General features: G+C 40.8%; 24 protein-coding genes. 9 read left to right on the top strand and 15 right to left on the bottom strand.

What is annotated here, in order from left to right:
• Nucleotides 1-302: 302 nt before the first annotated feature.
• Nucleotides 303-581, top strand: a complete 279-nt coding sequence (locus tag Q7657_RS05215) for a hypothetical protein (RefSeq protein ID WP_053989178.1) — start codon at nucleotides 303-305, stop codon at nucleotides 579-581.
• A gap of 2 nt (nucleotides 582-583) precedes the next feature.
• Here Q7657_RS05215 and Q7657_RS05210 read toward each other — a convergent pair whose 3' ends face one another.
• From Q7657_RS05210 to Q7657_RS05190, 5 genes are read right to left on the bottom strand one after another with little or no spacing between them, the layout of a single operon-like run.
• Nucleotides 584-1531, bottom strand: a complete 948-nt coding sequence (locus Q7657_RS05210) for a hydroxymethylglutaryl-CoA lyase (protein WP_107165885.1) — start codon at nucleotides 1529-1531, stop codon at nucleotides 584-586.
• A complete protein-coding gene (locus Q7657_RS05205) occupies nucleotides 1512-2318 on the bottom strand; it encodes an enoyl-CoA hydratase-related protein (RefSeq protein WP_498826413.1) in 807 nt (268 codons plus the stop codon). The genes Q7657_RS05210 and Q7657_RS05205 overlap by 20 nt, the downstream gene beginning before the upstream one ends.
• Before the next feature lie 15 nt (nucleotides 2319-2333).
• Nucleotides 2334-3950, bottom strand: a complete 1617-nt coding sequence (locus Q7657_RS05200) for a carboxyl transferase domain-containing protein (RefSeq protein WP_107165883.1) — start codon at nucleotides 3948-3950, stop codon at nucleotides 2334-2336.
• Nucleotides 3951-3960: 10 nt separating this feature from the next.
• The gene (locus Q7657_RS05195) at nucleotides 3961-5121 is read right to left on the bottom strand and encodes an isovaleryl-CoA dehydrogenase (RefSeq protein ID WP_107165882.1); all 1161 of its coding nucleotides are present in this window, start codon (nucleotides 5119-5121) and stop codon (nucleotides 3961-3963) included.
• A 38-nt stretch (nucleotides 5122-5159) separates the two neighbouring features.
• Nucleotides 5160-5540, bottom strand: coding sequence for a MerR family transcriptional regulator (locus Q7657_RS05190; RefSeq protein WP_045062217.1), 381 nt, complete (start codon nucleotides 5538-5540; stop codon nucleotides 5160-5162).
• 251 nt (nucleotides 5541-5791) lie between these two features.
• On the opposite strand from Q7657_RS05190, the gene Q7657_RS05185 reads away from it, so the two are divergent.
• From Q7657_RS05185 to Q7657_RS05175, 3 genes are all read left to right on the top strand, one after another.
• Nucleotides 5792-7087 carry a thiolase family protein gene (locus Q7657_RS05185; protein WP_107165881.1) on the top strand — a complete coding sequence of 432 codons (1296 nt, stop codon included), beginning with the start codon at nucleotides 5792-5794 and terminating at the stop codon, nucleotides 7085-7087.
• Nucleotides 7088-7109: 22 nt separating this feature from the next.
• Nucleotides 7110-8309, top strand: a complete 1200-nt coding sequence (locus Q7657_RS05180; RefSeq protein WP_107165880.1) for an enoyl-CoA hydratase/isomerase family protein — start codon at nucleotides 7110-7112, stop codon at nucleotides 8307-8309.
• 101 nt (nucleotides 8310-8410) lie between these two features.
• Complete coding sequence (locus Q7657_RS05175) at nucleotides 8411-9169, top strand: SDR family oxidoreductase (RefSeq protein WP_107165879.1); 759 nt, start codon at nucleotides 8411-8413, stop codon at nucleotides 9167-9169.
• A gap of 6 nt (nucleotides 9170-9175) precedes the next feature.
• Here Q7657_RS05175 and Q7657_RS05170 read toward each other — a convergent pair whose 3' ends face one another.
• Nucleotides 9176-9280: a hypothetical protein gene (locus Q7657_RS05170; protein WP_042117731.1), complete on the bottom strand. Its 105-nt coding sequence runs from the start codon at nucleotides 9278-9280 to the stop codon at nucleotides 9176-9178.
• Between the two features lie 150 nt (nucleotides 9281-9430).
• On the opposite strand from Q7657_RS05170, the gene Q7657_RS05165 reads away from it, so the two are divergent.
• The gene (locus Q7657_RS05165; RefSeq protein ID WP_107165878.1) at nucleotides 9431-10312 is read left to right on the top strand and encodes a VirK/YbjX family protein; all 882 of its coding nucleotides are present in this window, start codon (nucleotides 9431-9433) and stop codon (nucleotides 10310-10312) included.
• Here Q7657_RS05165 and phnR read toward each other — a convergent pair.
• The 4 genes from phnR to Q7657_RS05145 form a co-directional block, all read right to left on the bottom strand.
• Nucleotides 10309-11010, bottom strand: coding sequence for a phosphonate utilization transcriptional regulator PhnR (phnR, locus tag Q7657_RS05160; protein WP_107165877.1), 702 nt, complete (start codon nucleotides 11008-11010; stop codon nucleotides 10309-10311). The two genes, Q7657_RS05165 and phnR, sit on opposite strands and share 4 nt — an antisense overlap.
• Nucleotides 11011-11135: 125 nt before the next feature.
• Nucleotides 11136-12887, bottom strand: a complete 1752-nt coding sequence (locus Q7657_RS05155) for a putative 2-aminoethylphosphonate ABC transporter permease subunit (RefSeq protein WP_107165876.1) — start codon at nucleotides 12885-12887, stop codon at nucleotides 11136-11138.
• A gap of 29 nt (nucleotides 12888-12916) precedes the next feature.
• Nucleotides 12917-13990 carry a putative 2-aminoethylphosphonate ABC transporter ATP-binding protein gene (locus Q7657_RS05150; protein ID WP_107165875.1) on the bottom strand — a complete coding sequence of 358 codons (1074 nt, stop codon included), beginning with the start codon at nucleotides 13988-13990 and terminating at the stop codon, nucleotides 12917-12919.
• A 158-nt stretch (nucleotides 13991-14148) separates the two neighbouring features.
• A complete protein-coding gene (locus Q7657_RS05145; RefSeq protein WP_107165874.1) occupies nucleotides 14149-15162 on the bottom strand; it encodes a putative 2-aminoethylphosphonate ABC transporter substrate-binding protein in 1014 nt (337 codons plus the stop codon).
• A 283-nt stretch (nucleotides 15163-15445) separates the two neighbouring features.
• On the opposite strand from Q7657_RS05145, the gene phnW reads away from it, so the two are divergent.
• The 4 genes from phnW to Q7657_RS05125 all read left to right on the top strand — a co-directional run bounded on the left by phnW (nucleotide 15446) and on the right by Q7657_RS05125 (nucleotide 20391).
• Nucleotides 15446-16564 (top strand): 2-aminoethylphosphonate--pyruvate transaminase, encoded by a 1119-nt coding sequence (phnW, locus tag Q7657_RS05140; protein ID WP_107165873.1) that lies wholly within the window; start codon nucleotides 15446-15448, stop codon nucleotides 16562-16564.
• Nucleotides 16564-17934: an aspartate aminotransferase family protein gene (locus Q7657_RS05135; protein ID WP_107165872.1), complete on the top strand. Its 1371-nt coding sequence runs from the start codon at nucleotides 16564-16566 to the stop codon at nucleotides 17932-17934. Before phnW ends, Q7657_RS05135 begins: the two co-directional genes overlap by 1 nt.
• A gap of 29 nt (nucleotides 17935-17963) precedes the next feature.
• A complete protein-coding gene (phnX, locus tag Q7657_RS05130; RefSeq protein ID WP_107165871.1) occupies nucleotides 17964-18773 on the top strand; it encodes a phosphonoacetaldehyde hydrolase in 810 nt (269 codons plus the stop codon).
• A 208-nt stretch (nucleotides 18774-18981) separates the two neighbouring features.
• A complete protein-coding gene (locus Q7657_RS05125; RefSeq protein ID WP_107165870.1) occupies nucleotides 18982-20391 on the top strand; it encodes an FAD-dependent oxidoreductase in 1410 nt (469 codons plus the stop codon).
• A gap of 87 nt (nucleotides 20392-20478) precedes the next feature.
• On the opposite strand, the gene Q7657_RS05120 is transcribed toward Q7657_RS05125, so the two are convergent.
• From Q7657_RS05120 to Q7657_RS05100, 5 genes are all read right to left on the bottom strand, one after another.
• Nucleotides 20479-21822: a TrkH family potassium uptake protein gene (locus Q7657_RS05120; protein ID WP_498827309.1), complete on the bottom strand. Its 1344-nt coding sequence runs from the start codon at nucleotides 21820-21822 to the stop codon at nucleotides 20479-20481.
• Between the two features lie 20 nt (nucleotides 21823-21842).
• Nucleotides 21843-22505, bottom strand: a complete 663-nt coding sequence (locus tag Q7657_RS05115) for a potassium channel family protein (protein ID WP_181319836.1) — start codon at nucleotides 22503-22505, stop codon at nucleotides 21843-21845.
• A gap of 422 nt (nucleotides 22506-22927) precedes the next feature.
• Nucleotides 22928-23398 carry a hypothetical protein gene (locus Q7657_RS05110; RefSeq protein ID WP_053989161.1) on the bottom strand — a complete coding sequence of 157 codons (471 nt, stop codon included), beginning with the start codon at nucleotides 23396-23398 and terminating at the stop codon, nucleotides 22928-22930.
• Complete coding sequence (locus Q7657_RS05105; RefSeq protein WP_107165867.1) at nucleotides 23395-24069, bottom strand: hypothetical protein; 675 nt, start codon at nucleotides 24067-24069, stop codon at nucleotides 23395-23397. Before Q7657_RS05105 ends, Q7657_RS05110 begins: the two co-directional genes overlap by 4 nt.
• A gap of 156 nt (nucleotides 24070-24225) precedes the next feature.
• Complete coding sequence (locus Q7657_RS05100; protein ID WP_107165866.1) at nucleotides 24226-24594, bottom strand: VanZ family protein; 369 nt, start codon at nucleotides 24592-24594, stop codon at nucleotides 24226-24228.
• Between the last annotated feature and the right edge of the window lie 80 nt (nucleotides 24595-24674).

Raw genomic sequence — 24674 nt, 5'->3', positions numbered from 1 at the left:
TAATGTGATTATAGTGTGCCAATAAAAACAATTGTCTCAGTTGTTATATATTTATCACTAAATCATCATCTGAATATTGTGTAACCACACTATACTGAAAAGGATTTTGTGATTACCAGCCTCCGAAATAGGATATTATTGTTGTGCTGAGTATATCAATCGCTTTTGAGTTGTATGGGTTATGGTTACTGTATTTTGTGACTTGCCTTTAAAATATTTACTATTAGATTTAGATATAAATGACGATTTTTAATAGATCTGTTATTGCAAGTATATGAAACCGAATGCAATCGAGGGAGTATATGGATAGTTCAGAGCTAGATAGCATCAAGCGGGATATGTCGGTTAAAGTGCACGATATTTTTGATAACTTTGAAGAAAATAATAATCGATTACCCACGATGGAAGAATTTAGAAGTATTTTCCATGACTGTGCTGATAATTATTTAGGTCCTTTAGATCAACAAGTTGTCGATGGTATTAATGCTAATTTGGAGCGTCAACGAATTCGTGAACAGCAACTGTGGGATGCGGTGAACGAGTTGGAATCTGAAGAGCGAATGCGAAGAGACGCAGAATAAGATTATTGGGGATGCGCCATTGCAATACCTACTTTGGTGTGTGAGCGTATCCCTAATTGATGACAAAAACGATGACCGATGGCGGTCATTTTTTTTAGATCAACACCTGTTTCAATTCCTAGCTCTTGGCACAAATAGAGTACATCTTCTGTGGCTACATTGCCGCTAGCGCCTGGCGCATAAGGACATCCTCCTAATCCTGCCACACTGCTATCAATAGTGGTAATTTCCATCAGCAAAGCTTGGTAAATATTCGCTAAGGCTTGCCCGTAACTGTCGTGAAAATGTACCGCAATGGCTGTTGCTGCGATCTGCTTTTGCATTTCTTCTAGTAAGTAAGCCACCCGTAATGGTGTGCCTGTGCCGATGGTGTCACCTAACGAGACTTGATAACAGCCCATATCAATCAAGGTTTGCGCAATGCTGGTGACTTGTGCTGTAGACGTTTTTCCTTCATAAGGGCAATCCATTACGCAGGAAAGGTAGGCGCGAATAGGGATCAAATGCTGGTGGGCAACAGTGATAACAGGTTCAAAGCGTTTGATACTTTCGCTAATACTGGCGTTGATGTTTTTTTGGGTAAAGGTTTCCGAACAAGAGGTAAAAATTGCAATCTCATTAGCATTTACATTGATAGCTGCTTCTAGTCCTTTAAGATTTGGCGTTAATGCGGAATAACAAACCTGAGGTTGCCTGCTTATTTGTGACATGACTAAGCTTGAATCTGCCATGGTGGGGATCATTTTCGGTGAGACAAAGGCGCCTGATTCGATATGGCGTAATCCAGTTTCACTGAGCGCATTAATTAACTCAATTTTTAGCGTTGTCGCTTTATTGCCAAGTGAGGCGAGGTGAGGCTCATTTTGTAAGCCATCACGAGGTCCTACCTCAAATATCGTCACCTGTTTCGGTAGTTTTTCTTTGAGTTGATTAGTGATCTTTGTCGTCATGGCGAATACTCCAGCTTGGCTGTGATTGCTCAAAAAAGGCTTGTATGCCTTCTTGTGCTTCTGGGGTACAACGAATGTGAGCAATTAAGTCACTGGTATAAGTAATAAGTGTTTGGTCGATAGTTTTGTTTTCGCACTGTTGGCATAGCTGTTTGATAGTGCGTAAAGCGTTCGGGCTGTTATTGAGTAATACATTAATGATCTGCTGTGTTTGCTGCTTGATATCGTCACTAATTAAATGAACAATCCCCAATGTTTGCGCTGTCGTTGCTGTGATTAATTCAGTAGTGAGCATGTAGCGTTGTGCTTGTCTTACTCCCATCGCTCGGCAGACATAGGGCGCAATGGTTGCAGGTACTAACCCTAGTTTAGCTTCGCTTAAACAGAATTTTGCTTGTGGAGTGGCAATACTAATGTCACAACAGCAGATCAAACCGAGTGCGCCACCAAAAGCAGATCCTTGAACAATGGCTATGGTTGGCGCTGGAAAGCGATATAGCCTATCGAGTAATGCGGCAAGTTGTGCTGCATCTTGTTTATTCTCAGCCTCTGTTTTTAATGCCATGCTTTTCATCCAGTTAAGATCAGCACCTGATGAAAAGTGTTTGCCGTTAGCATTGAGTATTAAGCAGCGAATGTTGTTTTGTGTTTTAAGTTGATCAAGTGCTGTGAGGAGCGCTGTGATCATCTCGGGATCAAACGCGTTGGATTTCTCTGCTCGATTTAAAGTGAGTGTAGCAACACCCGTTTTAGAAACAGAAACTAATACAGTGGGCTGTGTATTCATATGATGACCTCAGCACTACATGCGAAATATCCCAAACTGGGTGTCGGGGATCGGTAAGTGATGCACTATGGCTAATGCTTGTGCTAATACTTTGCGGGTATCTTTAGGATCGATAATGCCGTCATCCCACAGTCGAGCACTGGCATAATAAGGATGACCTTGCTCTTCGTATAAATCTAAAATCGGTTGTTTAAGCGCGTGTTCATCTTCTGTTGTCCAAGGTTTGTTTTCACGCTTGCGAATAGCTTGTGTGACTTGAGATAAAACAGCGGCCGCTTGCTCACCACCCATTACTGAAATTCGTGCATTAGGCCACATCCATAACAAGGTGGGATCATAAGCGCGTCCGCACATGCCGTAATTACCCGCACCATATGAGCCACCGATGATCACGGTGAACTTAGGCACATTGGCACAGGCAACGGACATCACCATTTTTGCTCCATGTTTGGCAATGCCTTCCGCTTCAACTCTTTTCCCTACCATGAACCCAGTAATATTTTGCAAAAACAATAGCGGAATTTTACGTTTGCAGCATAACTCAACAAAGTGCGCACCTTTTTGGGCTGATTCTGAAAATAGAATGCCGTTATTGGCAATGATCCCAATTGGATAGCCATCAATGTTGCCAAAACCACATACAAGAGTATTACCAAACATAGCTTTGAATTCGTCAAAGTGAGAATCATCAACTAAACGTGCGATAACTTCTTTTATATCAAATGGAATACGGACATTAGTGCCGACAATGCCGTAAAGATCGTCGATTGGGTATTTAGGTGAATAAGTATTTAAATTTGGCGATGTTTGTGATGAACAGTTAGATGAATAATGACAACTAGCAATGGCTTCACGAGCAAGATCTAACGCATGTTTTTCATCATTGGCGTAATAATCAGCAAGTCCTGATTTTTTACAATGAACGTCAGCACCACCTAGTTCTTGTGCTGTGACTTCTTCGCCTGTTGCGGCTTTAACAAGGGGAGGGCCTGCTAAATAAATGGTGGCTTGATCTTTGACCATGATGGAAACATCCGCCATAGCAGGTATATAAGCGCCACCTGCGGTACATAGCCCCATCACCACTGCTATTTGTGGAATACCTTTGGCTGACATTTGCGCTTGGTTGAAAAAGATACGCCCGAAGTGATCGCGATCGGCAAAAACGTCGGCTTGGTAGGGTAAATTCGCACCACCAGAATCGACTAAGTAAATACATGGAAGCTGGCATTTTTCGGCAATTTCTTGTGCTCTAAGGTGTTTTTTAACAGTGAGAGGGAAATAGGTGCCGCCTTTAACGGAAGGATCATTGGCAATGATCATGCAAGCTTGCTGGTGGACATAACCAATCCCAGCGACAACCCCAGCGCAAGGCACAGGTTCTTTATAGACATTCAATGCGGCATAAGGCGCAATCTCAAGCCAAGTTGAATTACTATCGAGTAGTTGTTTGATTCTCTCTCTGACCGCTTGTTTGCCTTGTTTCTGCTGATGTTCCTGTGCGTTTGTACCACCACCTTGTTTGATGTTGGTCAGTTGCAAGTTTAAGTCATCCACCAGTTGCTGCATGTTGGCTTGATTGTTGATAAACAACTGGCTGGAAGTGTCTATTTTTGAAGTGAGCTGTGCCATCGCTTGATCCTTAGCGTGCTGATTCTGCGAACAATTCACGTCCTATTAGCATGCGTCGTATTTCAGATGTACCTGCACCAATTTCATAGAGTTTGGCATCGCGTAATAATCGACCTGCGGGATAATCATTGATATAGCCGTTTCCCCCAAGGATTTGAATGGTTTCTAGCGCCATCTTCGTTGCTAGTTCTGCACTGAGCAAAATCACGCCAGCGGCATCTTTACGTGTGACTTCACCACGATCGCAAGCTTTAGCAACGGTATAAACATAGCTGCGAGCGGCATTGAGCTGGGTGTACATGTCGGCAACTTTGGCTTGGATAAGCTCGAACTCACCAATGGCTTTTCCGAACTGTTTTCGTTCGTGAATATAAGGGATAACAAGATCGAGGCAGGCTTGGGCAATACCTAAAGGGCCTGCTGCCAGTACAACGCGTTCATAGTCCAATCCACTCATCAGTACTTTGGCACCATGATGGATGTCACCTAGCACGTTTTGTTTGGGAACGTGGCAATTAATAAAGACCAACTCGCAGGTATTAGAACCTCGCATACCTAACTTATCGAGCTTTTGTGCGGTTGAGAATCCTTCAAACTGTGACTCAATAATAAAAGCAGTAATGGCGTTGTCATCGGTGCGAGCATACACCACAAGGGTATTGGCTTCAGGGCCATTGGTGATCCACATTTTATTGCCATTAAGCACAAAGTGATCATCATGCTGTTCGGCTTTTAATTGCATGCTCATCACATCAGAGCCGGCATTGACTTCACTCATGGCTAGGGCACCAACATGCTCTCCGGTGAGTAACTTCGGGAGGTACTTTTGCTTTTGCTCATCGTTACCATTGCGAAATATTTGATTCACACAAAGGTTTGAATGAGCACCATAACTTAAGCCAACTGATGCGGATGCTCGGCTTAATTCTTCCATGATGATCACATGGGCTAAATACCCCATATCTGCGCCACCGTATTGTTCATTGACGGTAACCCCAAGCAAGCCCATTTCGCCTAATGATTGCCATAAATGAAAAGGAAATTGGTTGTCGCAATCAATCTGACTGGCAAGAGGGGCAACATGTTCTGAAGCATAGAGGTTCACTTGCTCACGCAGCATATTTGCTGTTTCGCCTAAGTCGAAATTAAGAGAGGTATATAAGTTATGCATGCCAGCCTCCTTAACGAAAACCGATCGTTATTAGGTGGTTATTTATGAATATCTGCTTTAATTAATGCTCGTTGGCAGCGTTTTTTAGCTCTTTCTAATTCATTGAGAGTGACATCAATATCTTTACGTTGATGGATGAGTAGTTGTTGTTTTTGCTCGATGATATCGATCATGGTGATTAATTGATCATGGCTTTTGTGATCATCGTAAAGGCTGAATAACTCGCCAATTTCTTGCAGGGAAAAGCCAAGACGTTTTCCTCTGAGAATAAGGGCTAGGCGGGTTTTATCGCGTCGTCCGTATATGCGATTAACACCATCTCGTTTGGGCGAGAGCAGTCCCATGTCTTCGTAAAAGCGAATACTGCGTGGAGTGACTTGGAACTCATTGGCAAGTTCACTGATTTTAAAAGTCATCACATGTTGTCTCCTGTAACGTTAGACAGCACGTACATACCCAAGTCATTCATATTGAACCAAGTATTTTGATATTACTTGGGTACATAGCGATATTGTCGGTTAATCAGGGTGGTGATTTTGCGAGCGACAATCTGTACATATGTTTCTTAACGTTTACGTAAATGTTAGTGCTATGCTTACAAAAGCGTCAAGAAATCACCCGATATTCTCGTTAAAGCCAGTGCGATACATTGACTGATGAGGTGAATTGTATGAGTAAGGATATCCTGATCGTTGCAGCCAAAAGAACGCCAATTGGCAGCTTTCAAGGCGATTTAAGCCAGTTTTCAGCGGCTCAACTAGGTGGCATTGTCATTGAATCAGCACTGCAAGATGTAAAGCGGATGGCGCTTCAAGATAATGCTATTTCACACATTGGTAGTATTGAATACGAACGTATTGCTGAGCTGATTGATGAAGTTTTCATGGGGTGTGTATTAACGGCTGGTGTTGGACAAGCTCCTGCTCGTCAGGCTGCATTGAAGGCGAAGTTACCGCATTCAGTTTCTTGTGTGACGATTAATAAAGTGTGTGGTTCTGGGTTAAAAGCCCTGTTTCTTGCTTGCGATATGATCAAAGCTGGCTCTATTCGTACCGCTGTTGCTGGTGGGATGGAGAGTATGAGCAACGCACCTTACTTGCTGACCGATAGCAGAAGTGGGATGCGTATTGGCCATAAAGCGGTATTAGATCATATGTATTTTGATGGTCTGCAAGATGCTTATGATGGACATTTGATGGGAATTTACGGGCAGCAAACAGCAAACAAATACGATGTATCAAAAGAGCGCATGGATGCATGGGCGGTACGCTCTATTAATCATGCGGTTCATGCGGAAAGTCATCATGCTTTTAAAGCTGAAATTGTACCCATTACAGTTTCGACTAAAAAAGCGTTAGTGATGGTAGAAAAAGATCAGCACCCTAATGAAGTGGATCCTCAAAAAATACCAACATTGCCGCCATTGTTTGCCTTAGCGGGTGAGCAAGGCACTATCACAGCAGCATCTTCAAGCGCAATCGGTGATGGGGCTGCAGCCTTAGTGGTAATGGAAGCTGAGCATGTTCGCCGCCAAGGTTTATATCCATTGGCGATGATAAAAGGTTACGCTTCTCATAGTCGTTCACCGGACGAATTTACCATCGCACCTATTCATGCCATTCGTCAGTTATTAGATGATCTTAATTGGTCTATTGATGAAGTGGATTTATGGGAAATAAATGAAGCCTTTGCAGTGGTGACATTAGTGGCAATTGATCAGCTTGGGATTGATCCAAACAGGGTCAATATTAATGGTGGGGCATGTGCTTTAGGGCATCCGATTGGCGCAACAGGTGCAAGAGTCGTGGTGACCTTGACCCACGCATTATGCCATAAAGCAAAAACTGTAAATAATGCGAAAAGCAATGGTGAAACCAAAACACTGAAAGGCATTGCTGCTGTTTGTGTTGGTGGTGGTGAAGCACTTGCCATTGCCATTGAAGTCGATGTGAAGTCTGTCGATTAGTCGTTAATGTAAGGAGTGAAGTATGACAGGGGTCGTGAATGTATCTTATTTACGTTGCGTTGATGGGCATAACATTGGGGTGCTTGAGCTTGATAACCCAGAGTCGTTAAATGCATTAACCTTGAATATGCATAAAACCCTTCATCAATATTTACAGCTTTGGTATGACGATGAAAGCATTGTTGCTGTGATCATAAAGTCAGTGGGTGAACGGGCTTTTTGTGCTGGTGGTGATGTACGCAGTATGTATTACGCCATGAATAATGATCCTGTTCTCAATCAGCTTGATACACCACCGAATATTCCATTGGCAGAAGTTGATAGCCATATCGCAAAGCCATTTTTAACGGAATATTTTACCGTTGAGTACAGTTGTAACTACCTCATTCATAACTATAACAAGCCGATTATTGCATGGGGGCATGGCTTTATTATGGGTGGCGGCTTAGGTTTGTATATAGGTGCCAGTCACCGAGTCGCCCAGCCGAATAGTTTATTAGCGATGCCTGAAATTAGCATTGGTTTGTATCCTGATGTAGGGGCTACGTGGTTTTTAAATCAGTTACCGAATGGGATTGGACTGTTTTTAGGGTTAACGGGTTCTCATGTGAATGCCGTTGATGCCCGTGATTTAAAGATGATTGAACATATTATCGATGGCTCATCCTTGAATAAGATTGAACAGAAGTTACTGCAGCATGCATGGTCAACATCGTTAGATAAAGATGAGAGACAGCAAGTGGCTAGCCATGCTGTTTCGATGATCCTCGCTGAATATGAAATTAACGACGAAGATAGATTACCGGCAAATCAACTCATTCCGTACTATGCCCAAATTCAAGCAGCCTGTTCGCAACAGTCACTCTCTATTATTATTGAGCAAATTAACTCTATCGATGGGCTAGGCGGTTGGATTGAAACAGCTAAACAGAATTTAAATGCCGGAAGTCCAATCACTGCACATATCTGTTTTAAACAGTTGCGTGATTATAAAGATGCATCTTTACTTGAATGTATAAATATGGAGCTAGGGCTCTCCGTTAATTGTGGCTTAGTCGGTGAGTTCAAAGAAGGTGTACGAGCGCAACTCATAGATAAAGATCATCAACCGCAATGGTTATATTCATCCGTTGATACAGTAGATGAAAGTTTAATAGAGCAAATGTTTGCGTCTACATGGCTTGAGAATAAAAATCCACTTGTTATCTCTCATAGTAGGTAACTATTTATAATAACTTAGTTTTTATCAATAGGATTAGAGCAATGCAACTTGATACGTTAAAGTATTATGGTCAAAAGTCTTATTTTAACTAGGAGTCATGAATGGAAATTGAGAGTAGTGTTGTTGTCGTTACTGGCGCCAGCCAAGGTCTAGGTCAGATGATGGCTGTAACTCTAGCCCAAATGGGTGCTCAATTAGCCCTCATTGATATTAATTCAGTAGGATTGCGTAAAACTCAAGATCAGTGTCATATGCTAAATAGTAAAGCAATGGTGTATGAAGCAGATGTAACCAACGAAGATGAAGTTGTACAGGCATTCAATCGTATTGCTGAAGACTTTGGTCATATCAATGTACTGATTAACAATGCTGCCATTCTTGATGATGGCTTACTGGTTTGTGGAAAAAATAATACTTTAAGCAAAATGCCTCTAGAACAGTTCCAAACCGTAATGGATGTGAACGTAACAGGCACTTTCTTATGTGGCCGAGAAGCGGCTGAAAAGATGATTGCAACCGAATCACAAGGCGTGATCATTAATATTTCGAGTATTGCGCGCGCAGGTACATTTGGTCAAACCAACTACGCTGCATCAAAATCAGCGGTAGCAACAATGGCTGTCGGTTGGTCAAAAGAGCTGGCGAAGTATGGTATTCGTGCTGCAGCTATTGCCCCTGGTTTAATTGATACACCGCTATCGGAGCAATTAGAGCCTGAAATACTAGAGACGTTAAAAGCTTCAGTTCCTCTAGAGCGTATGGGTGCTCCTGAAGATATTGCGCACACAGTGAAGTACATTATTGAGAATGATTACTTCACTGGTCGTATTTTAGAGGTTGATGGTGGCTTACGTTTATAACGTAAATTAGCCATAAAATGCGGCATATAGTGCCATGCCACCGCCTAAGACAAACATCATCATAGAGACACCGAAGGCGAATTTAGCAAGGTATGGCATTAATTTTTCCATGATATTTCTCCACTCATCATAATCAACTGCAAATACTACCTTTCATCACGTATTTAGTGAAGATAATTCGATATACAAAATAAAATTCTATTATTTATTCTTTATTGGTATTTCGTATACAATCATTGTGAATAAGATAAAGGTTGCCATATGAGTATAATAAAGTCAGCTAAATTAGCTTACAGTGATAAAAAAAGAGGGAAAGCATTATCTATCGCAAAATATGCGATGAGAGCAATGTTATATTCTCGCCAATATAAAGAGTTATCTCAGTATTTCTCTGCTACGCAAAGAAAAGAAGTGTTAGAGCAACAACCTGAATTTTTGATGCGTTTTACTAAGCCTTATTTGGCAACATGCTTTTCTAAAAATCAGATTGTTGACGTTTTAAAAAAGCATTATTGCTGGATGGAAGATCACTTCTCTGAAGAAGCTAGACACATCATTTACAGCGATGAATTGGAGCTTTACAGTTTTACAATTGATGAGAAAAGCTATCAAGTAAAACTGAGTTTTGATCATACCTACCGCCGTGAAGGAGAGCTTGCTCTGCTATTAACAGATAGCGAAGATAACCGTTATTATGCGATTGCCTTTACTGTTGTAGATAACAATATTTATATCGGCTGTATGCAGGGTGGTAATAACGATAATGGCTTTAGTCGCTTATTTACCAAAGCTATTTTTGGTTTAAGGCCTAAGTCGTTCATGGTCGAAACACTGCGTTTGTTTGCTAATGATATGGGGATTGACCATATTTATGCGGTGAAAAATAGTGCCCATGTGTACATGGCAAAACGCTACGGTAAAAAAGGCTCATCCATTAATTTAAATTATGATCAGTTATGGCAAGAGCATAATGGTGAGGAGTATGATGAATCATTTTATGCATTGCCATTACACACTGAGCGTCGTGCTATGGAAGACATTAAACGTCCAAAGCGCAAGATGTACCGTGAACGTTATGCATGGTTAGATGAGTACGATCAAGCGCTGAAAGAAAAACTTGATGCTGTTAGTGTGATCCACTAAATATGCTTTAAGGTGGCTAGAGACTGAATACAAATAGCGTCATGTCGCCAGTATTCAAAGTCACAGTCGATCAGGTTATCGAATTGATCGTAGTTTAAACGTTCAACAAACATAGCAGGGCTTCCTGCCGTTGCACGCAGCGCTGTCGCTGTTGAGCCCGTCAATGATGTTGTGCTCACGCGATAGCGCGTTTTTGTATATATACGATTGAAATGCTCACGGTAAACAATACTCAAGGAATGGGTAAAGTCCGTTTCCAGTAAGTTTGGAAAAAATGACGGTAAGATGTAGTTGGTCACCACAACGACAGGACGATTATCTAAATAACGTAAACGCTTTATTCGGTATAGCTCATCTTCAGTTGAAGTGTGTAGTAGTTGTGCCACTTGTTTATTGGGTTTGACTAATTCAGCTGAGAGTAATTCCGAACGGGGAGTACGACCTTGCGCCATTGCCATGGCTGGAAATTCAGTCGTATTGGTTGGATCATAAATTAATGGTTGTGGTGAGATAAACCAGCCTCGACGATCCTCGCGAAACAACTTTCCTTCCGATTCAAGTAAAGATAAAGCCTCACGTAGCGTAATACGTGTAGTGTTAAACAATTCAGCTAATTTTCTTTCAGAGGGCAGTTTTGCACCTAACTGTCCTGACTCAATTTGTTCGTAAATCGCTTCCTTGATCTTTAAGTATTGCACTTGATTACTCTCTATTATCGACGATTAGTATTCAATGTATCTGTTTGTTATACCACTATTAATCAGTGGTGACACTTAGAACGTAGTGAATAAAAAGAGGGCTAGTTGAACTAGCCCTGATGTAATTAACGCTTTCTCCAACCTTGGGTGGTGCTTTCAAGTAGTTTATTACCACCAACGTAACTGATTTTAACTAGTGCAGTGGTCAGTAGCAGCATTACCGCCATCGCTGCAGCAGGGCCTGTTTGACCCGCTTCATCCATGTTAAGAACAGATACGGATGCTGGCATAGTATCTGTAGAGTACAAGAAGATGATGGCAGATGTTGTCGTCATTGCATTGACAAACAAGTAAACAAAAATATCTAAAATAGCAGGTGCGCAGACAGGTAACGTCACCTTAAAAAACGCTTTGTATTGCGGTAGTTTAAGCGAGGCTGAAATAGCTTCAATCTCGGCTGGCAGCTGTTTTAATGCTGTTATAGCCGTCATGTGACCGACAGTGTAATAGTGCATTACCGTATTAATAACCAAGATTGTCATGGTGCCGTATAACACAGTCAGTGGGTTATGATGATTATTGAAAAAGAAGATATAGCCTAGACCTAATACCATGCCAGGTACAGCCATAGGAATGATGGCAAACATTTGAAGTAGTTGACGCAAAGGGGTTGCGCAGCGGCCTTTTTCAATACAGTAAGCACCGATAAATATCGTGATGGTGCCGAAAATTGCCACCAACACACCTAACTTAATCGAGTTAAAATAAGGCTGCCAACCAGAAGCACTAAATTGTTCAAAGTTGTAATTATGAAGGCTTAATGCGGTATTCCAAGGCCAGAAGGTCACTAGTGAGCCATAAATCGCCATACCGATAATCGTAATGATTGCTAGACAAATAACGCTACAGAACAGAAAACATATACCATCGCGGATAAAGTTTGCTTTAGGTACATACGCTACTGAACGAGAATCAAATAACCCTTTTTGTTTTTTCTGAACCCAGCGGTCGGCAACAAATGCTAATAATGCTGGTACAAGTAGGGCGACACTGGTAACTGCACCCATTGAAAAGTTTTGCTGGCCGACGACTTGTTTAAAAATATCGGTCGCTAAAATATTGTAACTACCACCAATAACTTTAGGCACTGAGAAGTCACACACAACCAGTGTAAATACCACTATTAACGCACTGATCACGCCGTATTTTGCTCCCGGTAACGTCACGATAAAAAAAGTTTTGATCGGAGAGGTATTGAGCGCTTTTGCTGCTTCATATAAACGGGCATCAGAAGTACGTAATGATGTTTTAATGATCATCAATGCGTGAGGAAAACACCAAAAAGTTAAGCCGATAGTTATGCCTACTGGTCCATAAACTGAGTGTCCCATCAGTAAATCTTTTGCAATGCCTTGATTACCGAGTAGGTAAATCAAACTGATCGCAGGGAGTAATGAAGGCGCTAAGATAGGAGCGGTACCTAAAATACTAAATAAGCCTTTGAATGGCATACAGCTTCGAGTTAGCGCATAGGCATAGCCAAAGGCTAATAACCCCACAAGAGAGGTGACTGTTATACCAATAAAAAGTGTATTTCTTATAGATTGCCATACTGATGATGATGAGAAATATTCTGCGAAATTTGCCAATCCAATGAATTGTCCGGCATCATTTTGCATGCTTTTTTGTAGCATGGAAAACAGGGGAGCCATAACGAAAAAGCCCATGATGAGCAGAATAAACAGTAATATCGCTAGCGTGATAAGGTTGTTTTTTGTAATGGCATTTTTCGCGATAGTAAGGCGAGTACTCAAATTTAGTGGGGTAATTTCATGAGTATTGTTTTGCACCACGTTAGCTGGAAGTAGAGAAGCCATAATCATTAGTCCTTTATTAACGAGTCAGATCACTGAGCTTGAAAAATATGGGTGTATTGCTTAGTGATGTTTACGAAAAGGTAATGGCCTTCTTGTATCGATAGGCGGCGAAGCTCCCTAATAGGCACATCCACTTTAATGTTTTTGGCTGGATTGCAGTTTTGTAATCGGCAGTTAGCACGAACATAAGTGCCTTGAAATTCAAGATCTTCAACTTGAACAGGAATGGATGATTCTGACTTCATGTAATCTTCGGTGAAATGAATATCTTCAGGGCGTAGGCCTAGCTCGATTCTTTGACCGCGTTGAAGAGTACTTTCTGGTGTTGGCAGTAGCGTTTCGCCAATGCGGATTTTTTCGCTGCTGACCACAGATGCATCAATAAAATTCATGCTGCCAACAAACTCGGCAACGAAGCGAGATGCAGGATTTTGATAGATTTCTTCAGGAGTACCCACTTGTTCTATTACACCGTGATTCATAACTACAATACGATCTGCCATGGCTAATGCTTCTTCTTGATCGTGGGTAACCATAATCGTGGTAATACCAAGTTGGCGTTGAAGTCGGCAGATTTCTTCGCGTAGATGGGTACGAACTTTGGCATCAAGTGCCGAGAGCGGCTCATCTAGTAGTAATAATCCCGGAGATAATGCTAACGCACGAGCAAGTGCAATACGTTGTTGTTGTCCGCCAGAGAGTTGGCTTGGGTATTTATGACCAGAGTTGGGTAAGCCAACTAATTCTAACCAATGAGTGACTATGTCATTGGCGGCTTGGTTTGATTTACCTTGGTTGCGTAACCCTAAGGCAATATTTTCCGATACAGTAAGGTTTGGGAACAGCGCATAAGACTGGAATACAATGCCGAAATCACGCTTTTCTGGTGCGAGGAAGGTGGTGTCTTTACCATTTTGGGTGATCCGTCCTGAACTAGCGATATCCATACCGGCAATAGCACGAAGTAATGTCGTTTTACCACATCCAGAAGGGCCAAGAAAACAGATGAATTCACCTTTGTGAATATCCAGAGAGATATTCTTTAACGCGGTGAATTGTCCAAAATGTTTACAAATGTTATCGATTTGTAGATAAGTACTCATGATGTTAACTCATACTAATTGGTATATACCAAATTTAGTGTTGAAGCGTTACACTTCAATGACATAAGTTTGACGTTAACAAGACAGTTAATAATAAATTCGAAAAGAAAAAGCCGAGTGTGGTCGACAGCTCGGCTTTAATTGTGATGGGGATATGACTATGACTTTGGCTCAGATTTTGAGTCAAACTTTTCAGACCAAGTCTTTAAAACAGCTTTACGAGATGAAGCCATTTTCGAGAAATCTAATTTAGCCATGGCTTTTTCTACATCTGGGTAGTTAGGCACTGGCTTAGATTCTGACTTAAGACCGACTATTGGGTAGAATTCGTTGTATAGCTTGTTTGCATCGGCTGAAATTGACCAATCAACTAGACGTTTCGCTGCTGCAGAATTTGCATTAACTAGGCCAACCGCTTCTGCTTCCCAGCCCACGCCGCCTTTTGGCATGATAACGTCGATTGGTGCACCTTGTGATTTAAGTGTTGCGCCACGAATAGCCATAGAAATACCGATGGCTACTTCACCTTGTGCTGCCTGTACACAAGGCTTAGAACCTGAATGTGTGTAGTGATCGATGTTCTTATCCAGCTTGGTCATGTACTCCCAACCTGCTTTATCGCCCATGGTTTGTAGCCATGCTGAAACCTGCATATAACCCGTACCTGAAGATGCGGGGTTAGGCATTGCAATATGACCTTGATATTCAGGTTTTAGCAGATCTTGCCATGTTTTAGGTTTTGGTAGACCGAGCTCTTTCGCTACGATTTCGTTGTAACAAACCGCATTAAAGAATGCATCGTTACCAAACCATGCTTTATCACTTTGAGGATCAACCAGTGATGGACGGACGTCAGATAAGCCTTTTGGAGAATACGGTTTCAAGATGCCATTTTCTTTTAGCAACGCCATTGATGAGCCAGCTAAGCCCCATACCACATCGGCACGTGGCGCATCTTTTTCAGCCAATAGTTTAGCTGTCATGATCCCCGTTGAATCACGTACCCATTTGATTTTGATATCAGGATTTGCTTTTTCGAAGCCATTTTTAAATTTCGCAAGCATGTCAGTTTCAAACGCACTGTATACCGTTAGTTCCTCTGCGGCAAAAGCGTGAGTAGCTGAAAGGGCGGTGATAGCAGCAAGAGGGGCTAGCATCCAACGGTTCTTCATTATCGTATCTCCATGATTATTTAAATCTTACTCAAGATGACTTTATTGGTATGTACCAGTTTGTAAGCCATTACGATGCTAGAGTGTGTTTATGACGCTTAGATGATTACTTCGTTGCAATTTAAAGTCGGTTTTATGTGGTTTATATGACCCACAGAGTGAAAAGTATTACAGGAGAATGGTAAGTATGAATCTTTTATTAACTCTTATCTTAGGGCATTTACAGTATCGTTTTTAAGTCGTTATAGTTTCCGTATCTGGTATAGTCCAAATGGAGGGTCAAATGGAAAACTCGACAAATCAATACTTGCTACTAACACCCGGGCCATTAACAACCACTAAAACTGTTCGTGAAGCGATGTTGAAAGATTGGTGTACGTGGGATGATGATTACAATAAAGAAATTGTTGAAGTGATCCGTACCAAACTGGTGGCTTTGGCAACGCAGCATCAGGGTTACACCTCAGTATTAATGCAGGGCAGTGGTAGTGCATCAGTTGAAGCGACTATAGGCACAGTAATGCCTGAGAATGGCAAACTGTTAGTGATTAATAATGGTGCTTATGGCAAACGTATTGGTCAAATTGCACAGTATCTTAAGATTGATCACCATGTCATTGAGTTAAGTGAAGTTGAGCAGCCAGATCTTGAACATATTGCAGCTTTGCTTGATAGCGATAGTGCAATTACTCATGTTGCCATGGTGCATTGTGAAACCACGACAGGGATGCTCAATCCGATTGAATCTGTTTGTAAACTGGTAAAGCCTCGCAATAAGATCATGATCTTAGATGCTATGTCGAGCTTTGGTGGTATTCCAATGGACTTAGGTGAGTTGGGCGTGGATTTTATGATCAGTTCAGCAAATAAATGCATTCAAGGCGTACCGGGGTTTGGCTTTGTCATCGCTAAAACCGATGAGCTGCTGAAATGTCAGGGGCAAGCTCGCTCATTATCATTGGATCTGTATGATCAATGGGATTGTATGGAGAAAAATCATGGTAAATGGCGTTTTACTTCTCCAACACATACAGTACGCGCTTTTTACCAAGCGATGTTAGAACTTGAACAAGAAGGTGGCGTTGCGGCACGCTATCAACGTTATGTTACTAATCAGCGCATATTAGTTGAAGGAATGGAAGCATTAGGTTTCCGTTGTTTACTACCTCAATCTCTTCATTCTCCGATCATTACTTCTTTTTATTCTCCAACCGATACGGATTATGATTTCAACCACTTCTATCGCTTACTTAAAGAACAAGGTTTTGTGATTTATCCGGGTAAGGTGTCGAATGCGGATTGTTTTCGTATTGGCAATATCGGTGATGTTCATAATGACGATATATACCGTTTAATAGATGCTATTCGTCGCACTATGTTCTGGCAAAAGGCGGCATCGTAATGACGCATCATCCTATCGATGCGATGTATTTACGCAGTGAAGGCGATACTAATACGACTGAGGCAAGAAAGCAGTGGTATCAAACGCTAAATTCACCGCAAACCGAGGCTATGTTAGAGCAAGATAGCCAATATTTCTTACATCAATCCATGTCCACGCCTTGCATGAATGTATTAGCTGCGGCGGAAGGGATTTATATTGAAGATCTTAGCGGTAAACGTTACATGGATTTTCATGGTAATAACGTTCATCAATTGGGTTATGGACATCCTCAAGTGTTATCGAGCATTCAACAGCAGTTGCTTGAACTGCCGTTAGCTCCTCGTCGATTTACCCATAAAACCGCGATTGATTGCGCCAAAAAACTCACAGAAATTGCTGGTGGAGAGTTAAACCGAGTGTTGTTTGCGCCCGGCGGAACATCTGTGGTGGGTATGGCGTTAAAACTTGCCCGAGTGGTAACTGGTAATTCAAAAGTGGTGTCACTTTGGGATTCTTTTCATGGTGCATCACTAGATGCTATCTCTGTTGGTGGTGAAGCGTGTTTTCGTCAAGGAATGGGGCCACTAATGGCAGGCGTTGAGCGTATTCCGCCACCTGTGATTTACCGTGGCGCTTTTCCTCGTGATGACAATAGCGATGTGCATTATGCCGATTACCTTGAATACGTGATTGAAAAAGAAGGTGGCATCGGTGCTTTTATTGCCGAAGGGCTTCGTAACACCGATGTTCAAGTGCCATCAAAAGCCTATTGGCAACGTGTTCGTGAGATCTGCGATAAGCACAATGTCATGTTAATTATCGATGACATTCCTAACGGCATGGGAAGAACAGGACATTGGTTTACACATCATGCTTTTGATATCGAGCCAGACATGCTTTGTATCGGTAAAGGATTAGGTGGTGGTGTTGTGCCTTTTGCAGCCTTGATCACCAAGGATAAATATAACCAAGCGGCTGATATATCGCTGGGACATTATACCCATGAGAAAAGTCCGATTGGGTGTGCCGCTGCTCTTGCCACCATAGATGTGATTGAAACGGAAAACCTGCTTGAGAAAGTTAAACAAGATCAAGATTACGTGTCGAAGCGTTTAGTACAAATGCAGCAAGGTTATCCAATTATTGGTGATGTACGGGGGATAGGTTTGTTATGGGGCATTGAGCTAGTCACAGATAGGCAAACTAAACAACGTGCTTATGATGCAGCAGAGCAAGTGTTGTATCGCTGCTTAGATCTCGGTCTGAGCTTTAAAGTGTCGCAAGGGAACGTATTACAACTTAGCCCACCATTGATTATTGAACGTAATGAGCTTGCTCGTGCTTTAGATATCGTCGAACAAGCCATTAGTGAAGTCATTATTAACTGAATTGATGTGAAAATTTAAAAGGATAGAAAATGAAACAGATCCAAGGTGTGATTTTTGATTTAGCTGGAACCGTTGTTGATTTTGGCTCATTTGCACCAACAACCATTTTTGTTGAAGCATTTCGTCGTGGTTTTGATTTTGATATTTCACTGCAAGAAGCACGAGTTCCGATGGGGTTAGGAAAGTGGGATCACATCAAAGCGGTTGGCGAACTGCCTGAAGTGGCACAGCGTTGGCAAATACAGTTTGGTCGTGAAATGGATGAATCTGATATTGATACGATTTACGACACGTTCATGCCATTACAAATAGCCAAAGTGGGTGAGCACGCTGATTTGATCCCAGGCACTGAATATGTAATTGAAGGATTACGTGAACAAGGTATTAAAATTGGTGCATGTACGGGGTATCCACGTGCTGTATTGGATGCACTACTACCTTCACTTAACCATAATGGCTTTACGCCTGATTATGTCGTTGCTACAGATGATTTAGCCGTAGGTGGTCGCCCAGCAGCCTTTATGGCGTTGAAAAATATGCTGGAATTAGGGCTAGGCGATGTTACCACTTGTATTAAAGTCGATGATTCTGTTCCCGGCATTAGTGAAGGCCTTAATGCTGGTATGTGGACAGTGGCGCTATTACTTTCTGGTAACGAGGCTGGTCTAACTCAAGAGCAATTTGAAACGGCAGATGAAGCGACATTAGCGGTTGCACGTGAAAAAGCACAGAAAGCGTTTAGTACCTCAGGTGCACATTATCAAATTGATACGATTGCAGATTTACCGAAAGTCGTGGCTGATATCAATTTACGTTTAGCGAACGGTGAAAGACCATAACGCTATAAATTTAATATTGATAAAAACATTTTTCTGAATAAATAAGACGAGTGACTTAGTGAAATTGTATGGCTAAGCACTCGTTTTTATTTACTTATTATTTTCACTATCAGTTTCATCTCTCAGTCACAGTGTTGTTATCTAATCGTCACATTGCACTCATATTGTAGTTCTTAGTGGTCTATACCAATTAAGGAAGCAGTAAGGTATGCATAACGACAGTCATTTCCAACCATTTTGGTTCTCAGAAGCGTTAAAACAAGAGTCTGATAATACTGTAAATTCACTTAAACATGATATTCAAACGGACGTATGTATTGTTGGTGGTGGTTATACAGGCTTGTGGACAGCTATTCAGCTTAAACAACAACAGCCTAAACTAGATATTGTGATTATTGATAAAGGCTTGTGTGGTAGTGGTGCTTCAGGTCGAAATGGTGGTTGTATGCTGACATGGTCGACCAAATATACATCAATGAAAAAGCTTTACGGTGAACAAGAAGCTGTAAAGTTAGTACGTGCCTCAGAACGTGCTGTTTACGAAATTGCTGATTTTTGCGAAACACATAATATTGATGCCGATTTGCGTCTTAATGGCACTTTATACACTGCAACGAACAAAGCTCAACAAGGCTCTATGGATGGTGTATTAGAGCAATTATCGAAGCATGAAGTGAATAGCTGGAAACAGTGGCAACGAGAACGTGTTCAGCAAGAAGCGGGCTCAGCATTACACTGCGAAGGCTTTTATTCACCGGCAGCAGCAAGTGTACAGCCTGCGTTGTTAGCGCGTGGTTTAAAACGTGTTGCCGAGGGAATGGGGATCAAGATTTATGAAAATACCCCAATGGAGAATATTAGTACTGAAATTCCGATTACGATCACCACGCCAGAAGCTGATATTTTTGCAAAGAAAGTTGTACTTGCGCTCAATGCATGGATGTTAGAGCAGTTTCCACAATTTAAACGTAATGTGGTGCTTGTGAGCTCTGATATGGCGATCACCCAGCCGATCCCAGAGAAGTTGAATACCATGGGTTTGAAAGACGGTAAAACCGTGATTGACTCTCGTATCTTTGTTCATTACTACCGTTCAACGTCAGATGGACGTTTAATGTTAGGTAAAGGCGGTAATTATTTCTCTTTTGGTAATAAAATCAGCAAGGTGTTTGACTCTCCGAGTCGCTATACGAACTTGTTGCGTAACTCTTTTAATAAATTATTCCCGAGCCTCGAAAAAGAGAAGTTTGCAGCAACATGGACAGGGGCTTCCGATCGCTCAACGACGGGATTACCCTTTTTTGGTCACCTTAATGATAACCCTAATATTGTTTATGGCTTGGGATATTCTGGTAATGGGGTTGCTCAAACATGGATTGGTGGGCAGATCTTATCGTCATTAGTATTAGATCTAGATAATGGATGGAGTCGATGTGGATTAGTGTCTGGGCCGAAAGGGAGTTTCCCACCTGAACCTATTCGTTGGTGTGGTGCGATGATGGTACGTGATGCGATACGACGTAAAGAGAGTGCGGAAGACAACGACAAAGCGCCATTCTGGCTAGATAAGCAATTAGCCAAGTTTGCAAATGCAGCAGGAAAAGCAGATAAAGCATAAGCTGCACTTATTTGAAATGAGATAAATAAAAGGCTTGTTCTCATGCATGATGAGTAACAAGCCTTTGTTGTTTTTATAGAAGGAAGATTAACCAGCTGCCACGTTATCTTCTGGGTATTTTAGTAAGGTTGGTTTAGGACGCGCTAACATATATGCCAATGTTAATGGACCTAAACGACCGATGATCATCACGATAATCATGATGTATTTACCCGGCTCGGATAAGGTTGCGGTTAAACCAGCAGTCACACCTACGGTTGCGAACGCTGAAATAGTTTCAAACATCACTTCGTAGAATGGTGCTTTTTCCGTGATCATTAACGCGAACATTGCAATGGTCAACACAATGCCACTGACAACAATGATAGCTAATGATTTGGTTACCGTTTGGTTTGAAATAGTACGCTTAAATAGCACTACACGGTCACGTTGTTTTAGGAACGACCAGGTAGCCAAAATAGCGACAACGAACGTCGATACTTTAATACCACCACCTGTCGAGGTTGAACCTGCACCAATAAGCATCAGTAGCATCATGATCAATAGGCCCGGTTGAGTAAATTGACCAATATCGACACTGTTAAAGCCTGCTGTACGGGCGGTTGCTGATTGGAAGAATGCAGCTAACCACTGACCTGATTCATTAAGCGAACCTAAGGTATGACTATTGTGGTGCTCTAATAGCCAAATCATCACGGTACCTACAAAAAGCAATACAGGCGTTGCAATGATCATGATTTTTGAATGTAGTGATAAGAAGTGAAAACCACGATGTGCGTTTCGCTTAAGATCAGAGATCACAGTAAAACCTAAACCACCAAAGATAAACAATGAAGCAATGGTGATGATCACTAAAGGATCGTCTACATAGCGGGTTAAACCGTCTGAAAATAGTGAGAAACCAGCATTATTAAAGGCTGAAATAGAGTGGAATACAGCAAAGAATAAACCTTGTTCCCAGCCCATTTCTGGAACCCAACGAATAGATAAAAAGAACACACCGATAAGCTCACAGATCAACACAAAGATAATAATGTGTTTAACAAGGCGACGAATATTGGTGAACTTCTCTTGACCTAGTTGCTCTTTGGTTAATGCTTGCTGGCGTAGGCTTAAACGTAAGCCAAACATGTAGAGTAGGACAGCAGATAATGTCATTTGCCCTAAACCGCCAATTTGCATTAAGAACATCAGCAAGATTTTTCCGCTAATAGAAAAATGCGAGCCAGTATCAACCACACCTAAGCCTGTTACGCTGATCGCTGACGTTGCTGTAAATAATGCATCAGTAAAACTGAGCCCTGAAACAGAAAATACAGGTAATGTCAGTAAAATCGCAGCAGGGACTAAAATCGCTAAAAAGCTAAAGATGATGATCTTAGGCTCAGACCATCGTTTATCGCGATTTTCCGTTTTAATAGGGACATACATGCCCCTGTTAGGAATAAAACTCATAGTTTTCTTAAGGTTTCAGTTAGGACGTTTTCAGGGCCTGTTAGGATTAAGATATCGCCAACTTGTAGCTCAGTATCCATATCAGGAGCTTTGCGTACTTCAGGACCACGTTTTAGTGCAAGGACTTGAGTTGACTTATGACCTGCGCAAGGGTGCTCAGACAGCTTGCGTCCCATATTCTTCGCAGTAACAACCACTTCAGCCAGTGAAATACCACTACCTAGTTCTGAAAATTCGAAAATGCGTTTATCGAGCATATTACGTGCGATACGAATACCCATATCACGCTCAGGACGAATGATTTTATCGGCGCCAATTTTAGATAAGATCTTACAATGTGGGGTGTCTTTGGCTTTTACCCATACGGTTTTCACACCAGCTTCTTTTAATAGCAGAGTAGTAAGAATGCTGGCGTTAACATCTTCACCGATAGAAACCATCACAAGATCGTAATCATCCAGTTTTAATTCAGCGATAGTTGCATCATTTGAGCAATCAGCAACAACAGCTTGAGTGGCAATATCTGCCGCTTTACGTACGCATGCTTCATCAATATCAATTGCCAGTACTTGTGCGCCACGCTCACTGAGTTCTTCACACAGTGACATGCCAAATCGACCAAGACCAATAACGGCAAATTGTTTATCTTCAGGACTCATTGTTTTTCCCCAAACGGTTTTAGTGTAGCGTTTTAATTGTTTTGTTGTTGATTCAAAGAGCATCTTTCTCAAAATACTGTAAGGACTATGGACGTTAATCAGTAGCTTTGCCTACACTCAGCTACCAAGAGCACACAGTCGTTACACATTTCCAGTGACTAAAATAGATCGTGAATACTGCTAGTATTTTATTTGTAATACAAGACTAGGGGAGATGAAGCGATAAAAATAGCGAACTTCAAGATTAACCCAACTTGTTATAACAGCATGAAATATCAATATTTATTCTTTAAATTAACCTCGGTGTCGAATGCTGGTTTCAAAAATAGCAATCTTATTTTTAGTACAAAGAAAATAAAAATATAAAATTTGTACGTTTATCTGATGTTTTTTTGTTCATCGTTGTAACTGAGTTAACAAATTTAAGTAAGTTTGGTGTAGATCACGGTTGAGTGCGTCTGCTCAAATTCGATAACAGCGAGATTTAAATTTTGGTAAATCACTTTGAATTGCCCTTGTTCTAATGTATTGAGATATTTCTTTGTATCAGAGAGGTGAGTGTTTAACCATGTCTGATAGGATTGGTTCAATACAGCGTTATAAGAAGTAAAGCTAAATTTATTATTATTGATGGCGTCAATGCAGCCATTACTCTCATATACGATAATCTGGTTGTTACTACCGCCTTTACTCATCAAAGTTATGTTGTATTGATTGGCGGTAATTTTTAAATTTCTTTCAGTAATGCTAGGCTTTTCATGGCCGCAAGGATGTACTTCATAGGCTCGCCATAACCCATTAAGATTTCTACCAAGGTCTAAATTGATATAGTTACTAACAGAGAATAAGAAGAATAACGTAGAGCATGAGAGTAACATGTAATAACGTATCATATCTTTAATGCTCGATTTAATTCACTGTGAAAAGCTTTTATATCATTAATGTTAACAACATGGCTTTTATTATTTATGTTGTTTTTTCGTATTATTGAAAAATTGATTTCATTGTTGCTTTCAAAATAAAGCACTTTAATACTTTCATCTAATGATATGACTTTATTGATTAAATATTCAGGTAATGCATTATTAATGTTATTAACTATAGTTATATTATTTCCATTGTTTGAAAAATTAAAGGTTGAAATATTACTATCCATATACTCTTTTTGTGGTGACTTTATCAATAAAATGATTGATACAACAATTAAAGAAATAGAAAGTAAAAAAATAAAACGTTTTAATAAGTCAGCGTCACCTTTATCATGATGAGATACTTTGAAATAAACAATTCCCCATAAAGAAAACACTAAGGTACTACTGTTATTAACGTTATTAATTAATGTCTTTAGACTATTTATGGAGTGATGGATAATATCTTCTGCATGTGCTTCACGAGGAAAACACGTTTTTTTGATATTATCGATTGTCGTAAAGCGATTTGCATTATTTAGTAGATAGCAAAGTATAATGACATCATTAAAATCCAGCGTAATATTTTGCTGATCAATATTGATTAAATTAAGAGCAGGGTAAAATGTCGCTCTACTAATTTGATACTTTACCATTGAAAACTAATGCTCTTTACGCTTCGAATGGTATTAGTCTTAATAAAAATGTGAGTAAAATCAAATAACCAAGGATTATTTTGCGATAACTTTACAAAACAATCCTAGTCGATTGATCCGATTAATTATTATCTGTGATTAGATTTTTACTCTGAATTATTCGTTTTTTCTTTTTTCTAGTAATAACTTAGCGCAAAGGCGAGCAAGAATAAAACCTGTGATCAAGCCACCTGTATTTGCTGCTAAATCAAGCCATTCACCATAACGATTGACATAAGGTTGAATTAACTCAATAGCACCACTCCATGCAATACAGCCAAGAAATAACCAGTACCAATGCTTGGGCATTCTTAAACCAATAGCAAAAATAAGTGCACTATAAGCAATAAAATGATGGGTTTTATCGGTTCCCGGCACTTCAGGTAAGCTTGGTTGAGGTAATAGAGATAAAACTGTAATTAATAATAGAATAAGTACAGTGATCACTTTCCAATGTTTATCAATAAAAGTAAGTAATGCAGCCATAGTGAGTCGTGGTTAATGTTAATCATAGTTATGATCATACTTATTATTTGACGGTATTCAACTCATCATTGGATGATAAA

Source organism: Candidatus Photobacterium acropomis, assembly GCF_030685555.1.
Classification (GTDB): Bacteria; Pseudomonadota; Gammaproteobacteria; order Enterobacterales; family Vibrionaceae; genus Photobacterium; species Photobacterium lucens.
This window is presented reverse-complemented; position numbering and strand designations above follow the sequence as displayed.